The organism is Faecalicatena fissicatena (genome assembly GCF_016900595.1).
Classification (GTDB): Bacteria; Bacillota; Clostridia; order Lachnospirales; family Lachnospiraceae; genus Claveliimonas; species Claveliimonas intestinigallinarum.
Genome location: NZ_JACLYY010000003.1, coordinates 192,758 through 209,236, shown reverse-complemented (window position 1 = coordinate 209,236; position 16,479 = coordinate 192,758). Strand labels below are relative to the sequence as shown.

16 protein-coding genes and 1 pseudogene are annotated in these 16,479 nt (G+C 53.8%); 4 read left to right on the top strand and 13 right to left on the bottom strand.

The genetic code is table 11. The features are described 5' to 3' along the window. Positions 1 to 125 precede the first annotated feature (125 nt). From H7U36_RS04705 to H7U36_RS04660, 10 genes and pseudogenes are all read right to left on the bottom strand, one after another. On the bottom strand, positions 126 to 512 hold the full coding sequence (locus H7U36_RS04705; RefSeq protein WP_002596231.1) for an IME_Rho_tet family cysteine-rich VLP protein: 387 nt from the start codon (positions 510 to 512) through the stop codon (positions 126 to 128). Beyond that, on the bottom strand, positions 502 to 2,127 hold the full coding sequence (locus tag H7U36_RS04700) for a relaxase/mobilization nuclease domain-containing protein (protein WP_002596230.1): 1,626 nt from the start codon (positions 2,125 to 2,127) through the stop codon (positions 502 to 504). The genes H7U36_RS04705 and H7U36_RS04700 overlap by 11 nt, the downstream gene beginning before the upstream one ends. Beyond that, complete coding sequence (locus H7U36_RS04695) at positions 2,099 to 2,497, bottom strand: IME relaxosome accessory protein (RefSeq protein ID WP_002596229.1); 399 nt, start codon at positions 2,495 to 2,497, stop codon at positions 2,099 to 2,101. The genes H7U36_RS04700 and H7U36_RS04695 overlap by 29 nt, the downstream gene beginning before the upstream one ends. A gap of 497 nt (positions 2,498 to 2,994) precedes the next feature. Then, entirely contained in the window at positions 2,995 to 3,207 is a 213-nt protein-coding gene (locus H7U36_RS04690; RefSeq protein ID WP_002586615.1) for a helix-turn-helix domain-containing protein, read from the bottom strand. Continuing rightward, complete coding sequence (locus H7U36_RS04685) at positions 3,200 to 3,622, bottom strand: sigma-70 RNA polymerase sigma factor region 4 domain-containing protein (protein WP_002586616.1); 423 nt, start codon at positions 3,620 to 3,622, stop codon at positions 3,200 to 3,202. The genes H7U36_RS04690 and H7U36_RS04685 overlap by 8 nt, the downstream gene beginning before the upstream one ends. 171 nt (positions 3,623 to 3,793) lie before the next feature. Continuing rightward, the gene (locus H7U36_RS04680) at positions 3,794 to 4,561 is read right to left on the bottom strand and encodes a class I SAM-dependent methyltransferase (RefSeq protein ID WP_002586626.1); all 768 of its coding nucleotides are present in this window, start codon (positions 4,559 to 4,561) and stop codon (positions 3,794 to 3,796) included. A gap of 50 nt (positions 4,562 to 4,611) precedes the next feature. Further along, positions 4,612 to 6,531 carry a tetracycline resistance ribosomal protection protein Tet(W) gene (tet(W), locus tag H7U36_RS04675; protein ID WP_147513971.1) on the bottom strand — a complete coding sequence of 640 codons (1,920 nt, stop codon included), beginning with the start codon at positions 6,529 to 6,531 and terminating at the stop codon, positions 4,612 to 4,614. A 657-nt stretch (positions 6,532 to 7,188) separates the two neighbouring features. Continuing rightward, a pseudogene (locus H7U36_RS15485) lies at positions 7,189 to 7,282 on the bottom strand (Hsp70 family protein); the annotation flags it as partial. After that, positions 7,242 to 8,066 carry a DUF5685 family protein gene (locus tag H7U36_RS04665; RefSeq protein ID WP_033126925.1) on the bottom strand — a complete coding sequence of 275 codons (825 nt, stop codon included), beginning with the start codon at positions 8,064 to 8,066 and terminating at the stop codon, positions 7,242 to 7,244. The pseudogene H7U36_RS15485 and the gene H7U36_RS04665, both read right to left, overlap by 41 nt. A gap of 231 nt (positions 8,067 to 8,297) precedes the next feature. Then, the gene (locus H7U36_RS04660; protein WP_243426693.1) at positions 8,298 to 8,846 is read right to left on the bottom strand and encodes a pyridoxamine 5'-phosphate oxidase family protein; all 549 of its coding nucleotides are present in this window, start codon (positions 8,844 to 8,846) and stop codon (positions 8,298 to 8,300) included. Positions 8,847 to 8,970: 124 nt separating this feature from the next. Here H7U36_RS04660 and H7U36_RS04655 point away from each other — a divergent pair, with 124 nt between their 5' ends. Next, positions 8,971 to 9,645: a J domain-containing protein gene (locus tag H7U36_RS04655; protein ID WP_191428322.1), complete on the top strand. Its 675-nt coding sequence runs from the start codon at positions 8,971 to 8,973 to the stop codon at positions 9,643 to 9,645. Between the two features lie 16 nt (positions 9,646 to 9,661). Beyond that, entirely contained in the window at positions 9,662 to 10,345 is a 684-nt protein-coding gene (locus tag H7U36_RS04650; RefSeq protein ID WP_205155766.1) for an NUDIX domain-containing protein, read from the top strand. A 98-nt stretch (positions 10,346 to 10,443) separates the two neighbouring features. On the opposite strand, the gene H7U36_RS04645 is transcribed toward H7U36_RS04650, so the two are convergent. Then, entirely contained in the window at positions 10,444 to 11,319 is an 876-nt protein-coding gene (locus H7U36_RS04645; protein WP_205155765.1) for a putative ABC transporter permease, read from the bottom strand. A 169-nt stretch (positions 11,320 to 11,488) separates the two neighbouring features. Between H7U36_RS04645 and H7U36_RS04640 the strand changes: the two genes are divergently transcribed. Both H7U36_RS04640 and feoB read left to right on the top strand, forming a co-directional pair. Further along, positions 11,489 to 11,731, top strand: coding sequence for a FeoA family protein (locus H7U36_RS04640; RefSeq protein ID WP_191428320.1), 243 nt, complete (start codon positions 11,489 to 11,491; stop codon positions 11,729 to 11,731). Beyond that, on the top strand, positions 11,715 to 13,757 hold the full coding sequence (gene feoB / locus H7U36_RS04635) for a ferrous iron transport protein B (protein ID WP_033126722.1): 2,043 nt from the start codon (positions 11,715 to 11,717) through the stop codon (positions 13,755 to 13,757). The genes H7U36_RS04640 and feoB overlap by 17 nt, the downstream gene beginning before the upstream one ends. Before the next feature lie 24 nt (positions 13,758 to 13,781). On the opposite strand, the gene H7U36_RS04630 is transcribed toward feoB, so the two are convergent. Both H7U36_RS04630 and H7U36_RS04625 read right to left on the bottom strand, forming a co-directional pair. Then, positions 13,782 to 15,149, bottom strand: coding sequence for an aldehyde dehydrogenase (locus H7U36_RS04630; RefSeq protein WP_191428319.1), 1,368 nt, complete (start codon positions 15,147 to 15,149; stop codon positions 13,782 to 13,784). An 11-nt stretch (positions 15,150 to 15,160) separates the two neighbouring features. Continuing rightward, the gene (locus tag H7U36_RS04625; RefSeq protein ID WP_191428318.1) at positions 15,161 to 16,363 is read right to left on the bottom strand and encodes an iron-containing alcohol dehydrogenase; all 1,203 of its coding nucleotides are present in this window, start codon (positions 16,361 to 16,363) and stop codon (positions 15,161 to 15,163) included. Positions 16,364 to 16,479: the final 116 nt, after the last annotated feature.

Sequence of the window (16,479 nt, the reverse complement as noted above, 5' to 3'; positions counted from 1 at the left end):
GCGATAGGATCACCTCCCTGTGTTCGGGTTGATTTTGGCGTATTGTCACGCATTAAAACGCCGTTTCCGGGGGAAAAGGATAAATGTATCGCGTACCCTTTGACACCCACGAAAAAAGCCTTGATTTATGCGGGTTTGAAAGGCTCTAAAGCGTGACATCTCTGCCTTTGTTTCCGCTTTCTCTCGGCGGCTTTGATTTTCTTCATGCGCCCGGCGCAGTCGGGGCAGTATTTTCCCCGGTTGGATTTGGGGACAAAGGCCGCCCCGCAGACGGCACACCGTTTCCGGCTTCCCCGGCACAAGAGGGCTGCGGCCAGCTCCCCGTCAAGGGGCAGGACAGCCACACGGAACCAGTGGCACATGAGGGAAAAGGAAATGCTCTGGACGCACACGCAAGGCTCCCCGTCGTCCAATAGCAGGCAGTTCCCCTCATCGTAGTTACAGCACTCATGTACCAGCCGCCGCGCCCGCCGGTGCTGGCGGTAGTCCATGTGGGGCAGGTTATCGCTCATGGCTCTGCTCCTTTCTGCGGTGCGGCTCGTCCCGGCGCAAAATCTGGTCGATGTTCCGCTTGACGGTCTGCAACTCCTTGAACCGCTGTTTCTGTTCGTGATAGGTGTTATACAGGCCGTCTTTCTCGGAGATAAGCTGCTCGATCTCGGCCTGCAACGCTTTCCGGGCGGGCAGCTTGGTAATGCCATGCGCCTTGAAATACCGGGCTGCTGCGTCGGCTATGATAAAATCGCTCTCATGGGCCTGCCGGTATGCGGCGCGGGCTTTCTCGGATTTCTGTGCCCGCAGCCCGTCGCGGGCGGCCTTGGTCTGGGCGTAGGCCAACACCTGCCGCTGCAACTTCTTTTTCCCTTGCAGCTTCGTTTCCAGTGCTTTCAGTTCGCCGCTGGTCTGGCGCATTTTCTGATAGGCGGTGTCAACGGCGGCTTCTAACTGCTCCGGGGAAGTAAAGCCGTATTGCTGGTAGACGGACAGCGTTTTGGCGGCCTGCTTCAGATTGTGTATCTTCGCCCAGCGTTCATAGCCCCGGCCTTTGCCCTCGGCCATTTTCTGCTCAATGTCCACAAGCCGCTGCACTCCGTCCTGTTTCGGGGCGGCTATCTCGGCTCTGGCAACCTGCAAGCGGTCTTTTATGGTGCGTGGGGGATCGGGGGATCTGGCTGGCGCTTCGGCTGCTCTGGCGGCGTTTTGCTCTAAAACGGCAAAGACAGCGGCGCGGTCAAAATCGTCGCCCAGCTTCCGGGCGGTAATTGGCTTTGTCCTGTCCGGCGTGAGGTAGGAAAGCCGCCCCCGGCTCTCCTTGACGGTCACACCCTCCTGCAGCAACAGAGAGGAAAACTCGTCAAAGCTGGCGGCGGTGGCAAGGGCTTTCCGTAGGGTCTGCCGCAGCTTCTCCTTGTTCGTTTCAAACTTGGTCTGCCGGGGCGTGATACTATCGGCAATCATGGGGGCGTTCTGCTTGTCCAGCGCGGCCTGTCCCTTTTTCTGCGCCCAATACTCCCGGTCGGTGACGCGGTTCTTGCTGCCGTTCAAGAGGTCGATTTGATAAAGCCCCTCCCGGTGGCACATCTCCATGACTTCGGATTTGAAGTAGCGCAGGGCAGCGTCGGTACATCGGTGCTTGCAGCCGACTTTCGTATCGGCCGGCCTGTCCATGTAGGGCAGGAACGGCACTTCCTCAATCCGCAGGCTGTTTATGACGATATGCACATGAATGTTGCCGCTGTGGTTATGCCCGTCCGGGTGGGTGCAGACAAGGGCCTGGTGGCCGGGAAAATGCTCTTTACAGAATTGTTCCCCCAACGCCTGCGCCCGGTCTACGGTCAGGCCGTTGTCCGGCCCGTCCCGCGGGTCAAAGCTGATGATGTAGTGGTGGCTTTTCACATCTTCCCGCCGCTGGTTTTTCTGATAGCGGAGATTGGCCCGCATACACGCAACGGCAAAATCCTCCCCGTCGCAGTTCAGCGTGGACAGCCGGTAGTCCTCGCGGGGGATAAGCCTGCCGGTTTCATCAAGGACGGGCTTCATGGTAAACTCGTCATGCTCAAAGAGAAGATATTGCTCGGCGGCTCCGTAGTCGGCGTTTTTAGAGTTGATATGCTTGAGTGTTGCCAACCGCGTCACCTACTTTCTTGAGGACTTCATACTTGAGGACGGCAAGGTCGGATATGGCGGCGCGTACCTCGCCGGAAAGGGTGTTGTAGGGTACGCCGTATTCGTTCAGATACCGGGCAATCTGATTGAGGTTGCCGCCGATCCTGCCGTACTCGGCTGTCAGCTTCCCGACAGCGGAAAGCAACTCGTCATTGACCGACGACACATGGACAACCGGGCGTATGGTCGCCCGCCGTATCGCCTGCCGGAGAAATTCGGACTGGCTGATACCATAGGGCGCAAGCCGCGCTGTGAAGTCGGCATACTCATCTTCGGACAGCCGGGTTTTCACAACGCGGCTGCGGTGGGGCGTGTTGTATTTCTTTCGCATGGTGTGACCTCCTTTCTCGCCCGTAAGGGCGCATGAGCAGGGTTTGGGGAAGGCACTCCCCAACAAGTTTCCCGCGAGGGGCAAAACTGCAGAATTGCGGATTTTGGCACCGTGGTAGAAACTTGCTCTCCGTGACTGCAAACTTTCTCTCACTTCCGTCCGCCACTTTTTTGGAAAACTGCAACCACAAAAGTTTGTTTCTCTTTTTCTGCTACTACTAATCCTGTAAAGGGCATTCCTGCCCGCTTTCGCTAAAATGACACCGGACGCAGTGGTTTCTACCCGGTGTTGGAGAAATCCTTTCTCTTTGCCCTCTACTACGGGTAAATGCTCCAAATGCCAAACACCAGGGCAGAAAAATTCCCTCCTCGCTTACTACTACAACCGGCAGGGGGCAAAATGGCCGGGAGCGGAGCCGGACAACAAAAAAAGCAGTAAATCTTTTTCAAGACTTACTGCTTTCGCTGGCCGCGTCGGTGGCGGCTGGTATTCAGTTTTTATGACTTGTCCGGTGGTTCGTCAAGCCGGAACTTGAATTGACAGTCAATTAACCGCTGCTTTACATAGTCCTCCACCTCGGCGTTGACCTGCCCGTTCACTTTTGAGAAATAGCGGATATATCCGGCGTAGTGGAGCAGGACAGCGTTCACGGCTTCTGGGTCGCCCTCACGGGCTTTGAGGATTGTTTCATAGGGGAGAAGTCTACTCATACCGGCTCACCCCCATTTCTTCGCGTAGCCGCTGCAAGGCAAGCTGGATATGCCGCCCCGCTGTGCTGCGTGACCGGCCAATACACGCGCCGATCACGCGCTGCGGCTGGCGCAGAAAGTAATAGCGCAGGATTTCTTCCCGCGTCTGCTCCGGCAAAACAGAGATCGCGTCGGCAAGGGCGGCGTTGCAGAGCAGGACGGTCTGACCGCAGACGGTAAATGGGTATTCCTCGTCCGGCTCCGACGCGGCAAACTGGACAAACTTCTCGTTCATCAGATAGTCAAGGGAAACTTGCCGTTCCCATTGCCGTTTAAGCTTCAAAATCTTGTCCAAGGCGGCACAGCGGATAACAGTCTTGCAAAAGGCGTTGTACCTGCGCTGGATATATTCTTGATAGGCTATCTGGTCGGTCATGGAAATTCCCCTTTCTGAATAATAGTGCGGGGCGGTGGCACTTCTTGCTGTCGCCCCTTGATTGCCTACCAGCAAAGGCGGGCGGGGCTGTCAACGGCTGCGCATATGCGCCGTTCATCTTGACCGTTGACTGGCTCGGCTGGGTTTGCTATTTACCCGACAAACTTGAATTTATTTTAAGCTATCACGTTTTACCTTCTTAAGCCTTACTATCATTACCATAGGAATTTCTTTGTTGGTTTTAAAACATTCTTCATAAAATCCATCAATGACAAATCCAGCTCTAAAACAAAGGTTAAAAATATCTTGTATGGAACGATGATAATAAATCTGCTCTTTCGGTTGCCCTTCAATCGCTATATCATAGTAACTGTGCGGTGTCATATATTTTTCAGTCAACGTGACAAAACAAGGGTGTTGCGTTGCAAAGACAAAAATTCCGCTTTCCTGCAACAGTTCATAAACAGCCATAAGAAGTGGTTCAATATCCGTAATATCCATAATTGCCATATTAGAAACTGCTTTCGTAAAGGCTCGATTTCTTTTTAATTCTAATATACTTTTTCTATCGGTCGCATCCGCCACACAAAATTCAATTTGTTTTGCATATTGTGATTGCCGTCTTTTAGCCAATTCTATCATTTTTTTGCTGTAATCAAAAGCGACAACCGAAGCGCCTCTTTGTGCAAGATACGAAGAATAATTTCCATTGCCACACGCAATATCCAAAATGTAATCCGCAGGATTAGGAGATAGAAGTTCCGTTACTTTGGGACGCACTACCTCTCTGTGAAATTCATTAGATTCGTCACCCATTGCATTATCCCAAAATTGTGCGTTCTCCTCCCAGATTTTTTTACTTTCCTCTGTTCCCATGTTCTCTCCCACTCCCCAAATTTGCTTTTTTGCTTCCATTAAATCTTCCTTACTATATTCCATTGTTACCCTCCATAACTTCTGATTGTTGCCGTCTTGACGATTATGTATCTTTACATTACCTTCTGAAACATATGGCGCACCTTGTCCAGGCGGCTGTTTGGACGGCGGGGCTGGATGACCGGCTGACCGACAGCGGCCTGATATCCTTTCAGCTCTGTAAGGCATACGCTCCGCCCGTTGGTGTAAAAGGCCAGATCAGTACGGTATGCCTGTATACAGCGGGCGGGAATCTCGCCAGTAAAGACAACTTCATCCTTTTTTACCTGGGCCGTTTCGATGGTGGCACAGTATTTCGGTGCATCATGATAAGCCCTGGAAAGGTATTCCTGGGGCGCATAGAGGATGAAGGAGAGATAAGGTTCCAGCAGCTGCGTCCCCGATTCCTTCAATGCCTGTTCCAATACAATCGGGGCCAATGAGCGGAAGTCCGCCGGCGTGCTGACCGGACTGTAATAAAGCCCGTATTCAAAGCAAATCTTACAGTCCGTTACGTTCCAGCCGAACAAGCCCTGCTCCAGCCCGTAACGGATACCATCCCTGACAGCGTTTTGAAAACTCTGGTTCAAGTATCCCAGCGAAACCCGGCTCTCGTATTGTACACCGGAGCCAAGCGGGAGTGGTGTAACAGACAGTCCGATGGATGCCCAAAACGGGTTGGGCGGCACCTCGATATGGATGGTGTGGCTGGCTGCTTTGAGCGGCCGCTCCATATAAATGACGGTGGGTTCCTTTACCACTGTTTCAAGCTTGTATTTTTCCGACAGCAAAGCGGAAACAACCTCCAACTGCACCCGGCCCAAAAAAGAAAGAATGATCTCATGGGTGATGGAATCCACCTCGCAGCGCAAAAGCGGGTCAGTATCCGCAAGTTGCGTAAGAGCGTCCAGCAGCCGTTCTCTTTGCGCTGCCGTTTTCGGCGCAATCGACGTCCGCAGCATGGGGAGGGGGTCCTCACGCCACCTTTTACGAGGGAGCCGGGTTGGGTCCCCTAATACATCGTTTAACCTCACGCTGTCGCTGGGAAGGATAACAATTTCACCCGGATAAGCGGTGTCTGTCCGAACAATTTCCCCTTTGGATGGAATACGCATCTCTGTGATTTTCAGCTTTTCTCTCCCGGCCAGGGCCACCGTATCCCGCAGGCGCAGCGTTCCGCTGTATAGCCGTAGATAGACACGCCGCTGGCCGCAATCGGTGTACTCCACCTTGAAAACGCTGCCGCATAGGGCGGCGCTCCCCTGTTCCCCAATCGGTTGGAACAGCCCTGTCACCGCATCCATCAACGGTTGAATGCCAAGGCCCTTTTTGGCGCTGCCATAATAGACCGGGAACAGGGAGGCGTCTTGAACCCGCCGCTGTTCCTCCCGCACAAGTTTTTCCCGGCTGATTGGTTCTCCTGCGATATACTTTTCCAATAATTTATCGTTATTTTCGATGACCGCATCCCATGCTTCTATGTCGGTATTTTCCTCCAGGACTATTTCCGGGGACAGCGACACCGTCTGCTTGATGATAATATCGGCGGAGAGCTTATCCCGAACAGACTGAACCACGCTCTGCAAATCAACGCCAGCCTGGTCGATCTTGTTGATAAAGATAACGGTGGGAATGTTCATTTTCCGCAGGGCATGGAACAGAATACGGGTCTGGGCCTGCACGCCATCTTTAGCGGAGATCACCAAGATGGCCCCATCTAAAACAGCCAAAGAGCGGTACACCTCCGCCAAAAAATCCATGTGGCCGGGCGTATCCACAATGTTGACTTTACATCTGTGCCACTGGAAGGAAGTGACTGCCGCTTGAATGGTAATTCCCCGCTGCTGTTCCAAAATCATAGTGTCTGTTCTTGTAGTCCCTTTATCCACGTTTCCCTGTTCCGCAATCGCTCCACTGGTGTATAGCAGACTTTCCGTCAATGTTGTTTTTCCTGCGTCTACGTGGGCAAGAATGCCAATATTGATTATTTTCATGTGATTGTCCTCCTTTTACAGCCCGAAAGGGCACAAAAATCCCCAGCAGTAAAATACTTTTACCACTGGGGATTATAATTTGCGGACATACACATATACAGCATACACCTATTTGTGACTGCTGTTTTTTTGGATATGTCAAAATTGATAAGGCAAAAGTATTCTTAAATTGGGTACAAAAAACTAAGCCCCTACAAAAGGGACTATCATAATCCTTTGTTCCCACTATTTGATTATAGTTTTATTTAAGAATACCTTGCCGCATATTTTTTACTCCTTTTCTGGAATGAAGCTATTATATCACATCAGTTTTAGGAAAACAAGTATCTAAAAGAAATTTTTCTTCCCCTTATATGTAACAATCATACCGGCTTCCTAGCGTTCAGAATGTTTTCTGCTGTCTGCTGTGGTGTTTGGTTGGAATTGTCCAACCAAAAGCCGATCCGTGGTGTTGTCTGCATTTTACTAAATACAAATTCAATGTATACAGAAAGATATAAGGAGTGGGAGGGATTCCGCCGTAGTTGGCATTGTAGGAAAATCCAAAAGTTTAGATTTTCCCACAATGCTTATCTTTTGGTCTTTGGTTCGGAATAGTGTAGTGCTGGCGGTCTATCTCTTGTTTTCGGTTGCTTGCTTCCTTACCGTACATGAGCATCCGGTCCGGGTTTGTCACGGCCTGCCGCCTGGCAGCCTCTCCTACCAGCCGCTCACCCTTCTTTGTAAAAGCCACTACGCTGGGAGTCGTCATGCTGCTGCCACACGCCCCTGTACAGGATATGCCGCATGAGGGCAGCGTCCTGGATAAGGGGAAGCTTCTCAAATATCCTCATGGCGTTCCCCAGAGGGATCTCCATGAGTTCCCTCATGTCCTCCGGCTTTCTTCTCATATAGAACAGAGGATTGTAATTTCCCTTTTTCTCATCCTTTTCATAATCCATGGCCGCGTCCATCAGATAGATGAACCTGCCGATCTCGCAGCCAAAGGTCCGCAGGCTGTCGCTCCAGAAATCCTCCCCGCAGACAAAGAGCTCTGACAGCATCTGCCCGGAGCAGTTGATGGCCCTGTCAAACTCCCGGGCCGCCTTCTTCTCCACCGCTTCCAGACCAGCCGTCCCCTCAGCCACAGCCCTCCACTGCCTGGGATACCGCATTTTCAGCTCCTCACACTTTTTTTCAAGGGACCGGGCATACCAGCGCTGAACGCGCTTTCCCTCGTCCTCCCAGTCGTCCCGGCATTTATAATAGGACAAAATAATGGTCATATCCGCCGCATAATCTGTAAATCTGTTCCTCGTCTCCTCCCTCCCACCGAGAGGATGGACGCTGCACCGGAACCTCCCGCTCCTCTCCTCCGGCTCATAGAGGGAAGACAGAAGGAGGATGAGAAAGGCCATATCGTAGGACAGACACATCCGCTCCATCTGCCCGTACCTCTCCTTTAGGCTCCTGCACAGTCCACAGTAAATACTCTGATACTGCTTCTGCTGATCCTCATCCAGATTTTCTTTTATACATCCGATATATCCGAACATAGATTTCTTCGATCCTTTCCGCCGGCAGACAGCTTGCCGGCCACAGCCATGACAAGCCCTCGCCCATCGTTTTCCAAGGATTACTTGGCACATTTTCCCGGCCGTTTCAACAAAACCCCAAAAAAGTTAATAGATTTCACAGTCTTTTTATTTTTCTCCTGCTCCCGCTCCGCAAAAAGAGACATAAAAAAGACATCCCCACAGGGATGTCTCTGTTCTCACTCTGTCGTCCTAGTTGGTGCCGTCGTGGTACTTGCAGGCGTACTCATCAAGCTCCACCTTCAGCACCTCCACAGCGCCCACCCACTTCTCGTCAAAATTGTCAAAATCCTTTCCGGTCTGGTGTCTCATCAGCTTCTTCAGCCCCTCCAGCTTCTCCTCATAGGTCTTCAGGACCTGCACCTTCCCGGTGCCGATGAGGCTGGCATAGTAATAGCTGTGGCTGCAGGGCAGCTCCGCCTCCATCAGCCCGTGCCGGCAGTCCAGTTCCACGCACACCTCCGGCTCCTCCCTAAACGCCTCGATCTTGCGGCCCACCTTCGCGCTGTGAAGATAGAAGGTGAGCTTTTCACCCTCCTGCTCATAGCCGAAATTCATGGGCACTACATAGATCTTTCCCTGGCTGCTCATACCGACCCGGCACACCATGCACTCCCTGAGCACCCCGGCAATCTCACCCACATCCGTCATCTGTCTCTTTGGCCTTCTCATAGCTTTCTCGTCCTTTCTCCTCTTGTGTCGCTCATTTGGCAGCTTACGCCCCGTCGGACGCTCACGCATTTACAGTCAGTTTACCACTCTTTCCTCTGAACAACAAGCTTGACTTTCCGGTTGATTTCCCGGCCCCTCTGAAGTATTATAATAGGTGGGAGTTTATAAACTGAATGAATAAGGGGAGATGTATATGAAAGATTGTACCTACTATGATCTTCTTGGCGTTTCCATGGATGCAGATGAAAAAGAGATTGCAGACGCCAAGAATTTTTTAGTGAAAAAAATGCATCCGGATGAAAACATAAACAGTACCTTTGACACTACATCCTACATCCAGAACGTGCTGACCGCCTACCGGATCCTGAGCAATCCGGACAGCCGCAGAGTCTACGACCGCAGGATACGCAATCCCATCCGCCGTGAGACCCAGGCTGAGCGGGCGAGGGAGAAGGAGGCCCGCCGCACCGGCCCTCTCTCCCCCAACTTCGCACCCTACTGGGAGGCCGCCAACAAGCTGAACGGCCTGGTCAGCGAGAGCGCCGTTCTGCTGAAGCCCAAAAAATTCAGCCGGCAGGAGCCGGACGCGGAGAGGCTGGCCGCCATCGCCGAGGAGGCCCACCCCCACATCCTGGTGCTAAAGGACGGAGAGATCCCCCGCAGATACTGGTTCTCCCACGCTATGAACTGGCTTTTGTTCCAGTGGAGCCAGAACCGGGATCTACCCTACGCACTGCTCTACTCCATGTACGACAGCTACCTGGAGCAGTGCAAATCCGCGCTGGAGAAGAAAAAAATCACCAGCCAGAACGCACTGTTCTTAAACAACCTGGACAAGCTGATCTCCTACAGACAGCTTCAATCCTGACAGGAGGCGCATGACAATGGAACCACTTCTAGACAAAAACGGACTGACGGAGGAAGAATTTCTGGCACGGTACCGGCCCGGCGACTATCCCCGGCCGTCCATGACAGTGGACATGCTCATCTTCGCCGCCCCGGGGCTTTCCTCCTGCCGCACAGGCAGTGAGGGGAGCGCATCCCCGGATCGGCTGCACTATCTGACTGACGGATCGCTGAAGCTCCTCATGGTCAGCCGGGGCGGGCATCCCTTCCTCGGCTGCCGCGCTCTTCCGGGAGGCTTTGTGGGGCCCAGCGAGACAGTCATGGAGGCGGCCAGAAGGGAGCTTTGGGAGGAGACCCACGTGGAGGGCATCCCCCTGCGGCAGCTCTACACCTTTTCAAAGCCCGGGAGAGATCCCCGCACCTGGGTCATGAGCTGCGCCCATCTGGCGGTCCTGGACACAGACCAGATTCCGGTAAAAGCGGGAGATGATGCCAGCGATGCCAGATGGTTCACCGTTTTCCTGATACGCCGGGAGGAAATCCGGCCGGGGCTGCTTCACTACGAACTCCGTCTGGAGGGAGGCGGTCAGGTCCTCTCCTCCTCCCTGGAATGTCCCCTCCTCTTTGATGAAGACTCCTGTCTTGCGAAGAACAGCCGGGGACTGGCCTTTGACCACGGCGCCATCATCCTGTGCGGCCTGAAAGAATTGTTTCACATTTGATGATTTCGTAATATCTGTTTGAAAAAAGGGCATTTCTGATCCTCTGTGTGATCGGAAATGCCCTTTTTCTGTTTGAAATGCCTTTTTTCTATCCTGCCCTATCTTTTTCTCGTCACTTCCTCCAGCTTCCTCTTCAGTTCCTCCAGCAGCTCCTTGTGCCTTCTGGACTCCATCCTGGGGAAGGCCCTCACAAGGCGTCGGCTGGCCTGAAGGGTCGCACCGGTCAGCTCCGCGTATCGCTGTCTGAGCATATCGTACCGCTCCCTCGTCTCCTCAGAGAGAAGGTCCAGGCGCTCCTTCGCCTCCCCGGAAATGGCGTCAAGCCGCTCTTTTCTGGCCTGAGCCATGTTCTCCAGCACCTCCGCCCTCTCCATGGCATCCATGACATTTTCGTGGATATTGGCTCCCATCCTGTCCGAGATCTCGCGGAGCTCCGCGCCGATCCGCTCCAGCATATCCAGACGCCTGTTCAGCTTCAGTATGCCCGCTGTCGTCACGGCCAGGTCAGCCGCGAGGCCTGCCGTCAGGACACAGATCAGGGCAAGGCCCGCGGCCTCTGGCAGGAGCCCCACCAGCCTTTCAACGAGGGGGTGGACGCCCTTTACGATCACCAGGCAGGCGGCTCCCCAGGCAATGGAGAAGGGCAGACACACATACCCGCCGATATTGAAGGGAAGACCTGTGTAGTCCCACCACTTGTGATGAAATATCTTATCCATGATAAATCCCGTCATGCCCTCGATCAGAGTCACCAGCACGAAGGAGGACAGATAAAGAAGCAGCAGACTGTCCTGGAAACCGTCCAGCAGCGTCACCACCGCGGACACGCCCACCCCGTATATGGGGCACCAGGGGCCGCCTAGAAATCCCCGGTTGACAAACCGCCTCTCCTTCACCGTGGCGTAAGCCACCTCTGTGCACCACCCGAGAAAGCTGTATAGAAAAAAATAAAGCAGCAGTCTGTATATCTGCATATGAAACTCCTTTCACAAAGCCCCCTCTTCCGCCGGCCTCATCAGAAAAAAAAAACAGAAGGCCGCGGGGAGCGTGACAGCAAGATTATACTTCACATTGTCAGTACAGTCAAATAATGCTATAATCATACACTAGAAGATAATTTTTCTCAATAAAGGAGACTTACAAATGACACTGAAACAAGGGAAAAATAACAACACATACCAGGTATGTGGAATACACACTGAAAAAAAGCTGGAGCGCCGTCTGGAGGCTCTGGGGCTAACGGAAGGAGCTCTGATCACCATTTTAAACAATGACAAGAAGGGCTCCCTGACAGCAAAATTCCGGGGCACCCGCTTTGCCCTCGGCCGGCAGATTGCCGACAATATCGATGTGAAGGAGGTGGCGGAAAATGGCAGACTCAATTAATGTGGCCTTCATAGGCAACCCCAACTGCGGCAAGACCACCCTCTTCAACGCCTTCACCGGCGCCAACCTGAAGGTGGCCAACTGGCCCGGCGTCACAGTGGAGAAGAAGGAGGGGCACGCAACCTACGAGGGACAGGATTTCCGCCTTATCGACCTCCCCGGCATCTACAGTCTCACCTCCTACACCATGGAGGAGACTGTGTCCAGGGAGTGCATCCTGAGCGACGAGGTGGATGTCATCGTGGATGTGGTGGACGCCTCCTGCCTGGAGAGAAACCTCTATCTGACTCTCCAGCTCATCGAGCTGGGCAAGCCCGTCGTACTGGCTCTGAACATGATGGACATTGTGGAGGAGCGGGGCATGGAGATCGACCTGCACCGCCTCCCGGAGATGCTGGGCATCCCGGCCATCCCGGTCTCCGCGAGAAAAAAAACAGGGCTGTCCATCCTGCTTCACGCAGTGGCGCATCACAAGGACCATGCCAAGCAGAGCCCCTTTATCCACCATCACCACGGAGAGCACTCCTCCCACAGACACAACCATCATCAGGAGTACGCCATGGTGTACGAGGATTACATAGAGGATAAGATCGACCAGATCATGGACAGATTGAACGCCTCCTATCCGGACATGGACAACAAGCGGTGGCATGCCATCAAATATCTGGAGAGGGATCAAAATGTCAACGACCAGTACCCCATTGATCTAACGGATGTCATCGACCGGGACTACGAAAAGGATATTATTAATCAGAAGTACAATTTTATCGAGGAGATTATTCAGGAGGTTCTTGTCAACAAATCGAAAAACGAGGCGCGCACAGACCATATTGACAGATACCTCACCAGCAGATGGCTGGGGCTTCCCATCTTCCTCGCCATCATGGCCCTTGTATTCTTCCTCACCTTCACAGTGGGAGACTTCCTGAAGGGCTACTTTGAGATCGGGCTGGACGCCTTCTCCAGAGTCGCTTCAGACAGTCTCGCCGCTGTGGGGACAGGCCCCATGGTCACCTCACTGATCGTGGACGGGATCATCTCCGGCGTGGGCGGTATCCTGACCTTCCTGCCCAACATTTTTATCCTGTTCCTGGCCCTGGCTTTTCTGGAGGACAGCGGGTATATGTCCCGGGTAGCCTTTGTCATGGATGATATCATGAGCCATCTGGGCCTCTCAGGGCGGGCTTTCATCCCCCTTCTCCTGGGGTTTGGATGCTCGGTTCCCGCTGTTATGGCCTCGAGAGCTCTGGAGCACAGAAAGGACCGGCTGAAGACGATCCTGATCACTCCTTTTATGTCCTGCAGCGCACGGCTTCCCATCTACGTACTGTTCTCCTCCATGTTCTTCGGGAAGAACGCCATGCTGGTGTGCTACTCCATGTACCTGCTGGGCATACTGGTAGCCATCGCCTCCGCATTCGTCATCTCCAAATTTGACGGAAGCAAGGCCGAGCACGCACTTCTCATCGAGCTGCCGGAGTACAAATCTCCCAACGCCCGGACAATCGCCATCTATGTATGGGAGAAAATCAAGGATTACCTGACCAAGGCGGGAACCGTCATCTTCCTGGCCTCCGTCATCATGTGGGCACTCCTGAATTTCGGTCCCTCCGGTTATGTGACAGATATAGGCACCAGCTTCGGCGCATATGTGGGAAAGGCGGTTGTGCCGCTGTTTACCCCCCTTGGACTTGGCTACTGGCAGATTGTGGTGGCGCTGATCGCGGGCATCGCCCAGAAAGAGGTGGTGGTCTCCAGCTGCAGCGTGCTTTTTGGCATCCAGAACATCACCACATCCCACGGCATGACCGCCATGGCCTCCACACTTGGGTCTATGGGCTTTGGCCCGGTAAACGCGTACGCCCTGATGGTCTTCTGTCTTCTCTATGTGCCCTGCACGGCTACTATTGCAACGATCCGCAGAGAGACAGAAAGCAGGCGTCTCACCGCCTGCTTCGTGTGTTTCCAATTTGTAGTGGCCTGGGTGATGAGCTTCCTCATCTACCACATCGGCCTGCTGCTGTAGCCCGGAGCGGGCGCAGCCGGCCTATCACTGGATCTTCTTGAGAAGATCCAGTTTTTTCTTAAATGGGGCATATCTGACCGGTATGTCGATGAGACAGGACTTCTTCATAATGCTCTTCCTGTGGGTAAACGTATCAAAGCTGTCCTTCCCGTGGTAACCGCCCATGCCGCTGTCCCCCACGCCGCCAAAGGGCATGTAGGAGGTGGCCAGGTGCACCACCGTGTCATTGATGCAGCCTCCGCCGTAGGAGACGTGCTTCAGCACATAGGCCTCTCTCTCCTTTTTCTTTGTAAACAGGTAGAGGGCAAGGGGCCTTGGCCTTGCGCTGACCTGTTCCACCACCTCCTTCAGATCAAAGAAGGTCATGACCGGCAGCACCGGCCCGAATATCTCCTCCTGCATGACCGGATGCTCCCATGTAACCTGGTCCAGGATGGTGGGCTCGATCTGCAGGGTATCCTGTCTGCTCCCGCCTCCACACACCACGTGGGCGTCCCGGATCAGGCCCAGCACTCTGTCAAAGTGCTTTCTGTTGATCATCTTCGGGTACTCCTCGTTTCTGCAGGGATCATTTCCATACATCCTGCGTATCTGCTTTGCCATCTGCTTAAGCAGCTTCTCCTTCACATTTTTGTGGACGAAAATGTAGTCAGGGGCCACGCAGGTCTGGCCGCAGTTCAGGAATTTTCCCCAGACGATCCGCTTCGCAGCCAGGGAGATATCCGCCGTCTCATCCACGATGCAGGGGCTCTTGCCGCCCAGCTCCAGGCTGACAGGAGTCAGGTTAGCGGAGGCCTTCTCCATCACGTAGCGCCCCACGTTCACGCTGCCCGTAAAGAAAATATAGTCAAATCGTTCGTTCAGGAGAGCCTCATTTTCTTTCCTTCCCCCTTCAATCACACTGACATACTTCTCCGGAAACAGCTCTCTGATCATCCGCCCGATGAGCGCCGAGGTGGCGGCGGAGTAGGCGGAGGGCTTCACAACCGCACAGTTGCCGGCACAGATAGCTCCCACGAGAGGAGCAATGGTGAGCTGGAAGGGATAATTCCAGGGCGACATGATCAGCACCACTCCGTAGGGCTCCGGGTAGATAAAGGACCTGGAGGGGAACTGGGTGATGGGAGTTGGCACCCTCTTCGGCCTCGCCCAGCTCCTGAGGTGCTTCAGTGTATATCGTATCTCCTCCTTGACAATCCCGATCTCCGTGGCGTAGGCCTCAAAGGGAGACTTGTGGAGATCCTGCTTCAGGGCCTCCATGATGTCCTCCTCATTCTGATCGATCCACTTCGCCATACGCTCAAGCTGCCGCAGCCGGAAAGCCACATTCTTTGTCTCGCCGGCGCGGAAATACTCTCTTTGCTTCTGCATCATTTCTTTATACTCTGCCATCTTTTCTCCTCCTACGCGCGTATCTGATAATAGATTTCCTTCAGCTGATCCTTCTTCATAATTTTGGGAACCGGGTACAGGGGATTGGCCTCCTTTGACGCCCTCTTTGCCAGCATATCAATATCGTCCTCCCGGATGCCCTCCAGCTTATCCGGAATTCCCATCCGCCTGTTCATGTCCCTGATCTCAGCGATAAACGCATTCGCCTTCTCCTGGTCGCTGTCCAGCTCCTGTCCGATCTTCACGATGTCCGCCAGCTCAGCCAGAGACATGTACACGGAGCTGCCGTAGTCCTCCAGCACATAGGGAAGAATCACTGCGTTTGCAAGGCCGTGAGGAATACCGTACTCCCCGCCCAGGCTGTGGGCAATGGCGTGGACGTAGCCCACATAGGCCCTTGTAAACGCGGCGCCGGCCAGGAAAGAGGCCTTCTGCATGTTCTCCCTGGCCTCCATATCTGATCCGTCCCTGTAGGCCCGCTCCAGATTTTTGAAGATCAGCTTCACAGCCGTCACACTGTCCTCTATGGTCTGGGCTGTGTTGCTCTTTCCTATGTATGCCTCCACCGCGTGGGTCAGGGCGTCCATACCGGTGGTCGCCGTGATAGAGGGCGGCAGCCCCTCTGTCAGGACCGGATCCAGAACCGCATATTTGGGGATCAGCACAAAGTCGTTGAGGGCGTATTTCTCATGGGTCCTCTCATCCGTCAGCACCGCCGCCAGGGTAGTCTCGCTTCCTGTCCCGGCCGTGGTGGGCACGGCGATGAGCAGAGGGATAGGCTTCAGGATCTTCAACTCCCCTCTCATGGAGGAAATCTTTTTGTGAGGCCTTGCCACTCTCGCTCCCACTCCCTTCGCACAGTCCATAGGGGAGCCGCCTCCGAAGGCAATGAGGGCGTGACAGCCGTGCTCCCTGTAGAGCTGCAGAGCCTCCTCCACATTGGCGATAGTTGGATTTGCCGTGGTCTTGTCGTACACCACGCACTCGATCCCCTCCTCCCGGATCCATTCCAGAAGCTGGTTGTGAAGTCCCAGGGCTGCGATTCCCGGGTCTGTCACCAGCATCACGTTCTTAATTCCCTTATGCCGCAGCATATCGGGAAGCTTTTTCAGGCTGTCCCTGCCTGTGATCATTTTCGGCTTGCGCCAGAAGGGAACAATATCCATAAAAAACTTCATCACCCTCTGAAACAGCCTGCACCATAAAACATACATCTTCTCTTTCTCCTTTGTCCTCTCTCTTCTCCGCCGTCCGGCCCGGCCGCAGTCACTCCCGGACACCGGCCGTCCCAGGCATACATAGTACAGGGACAGGCTTTTTTGCAGCCTGC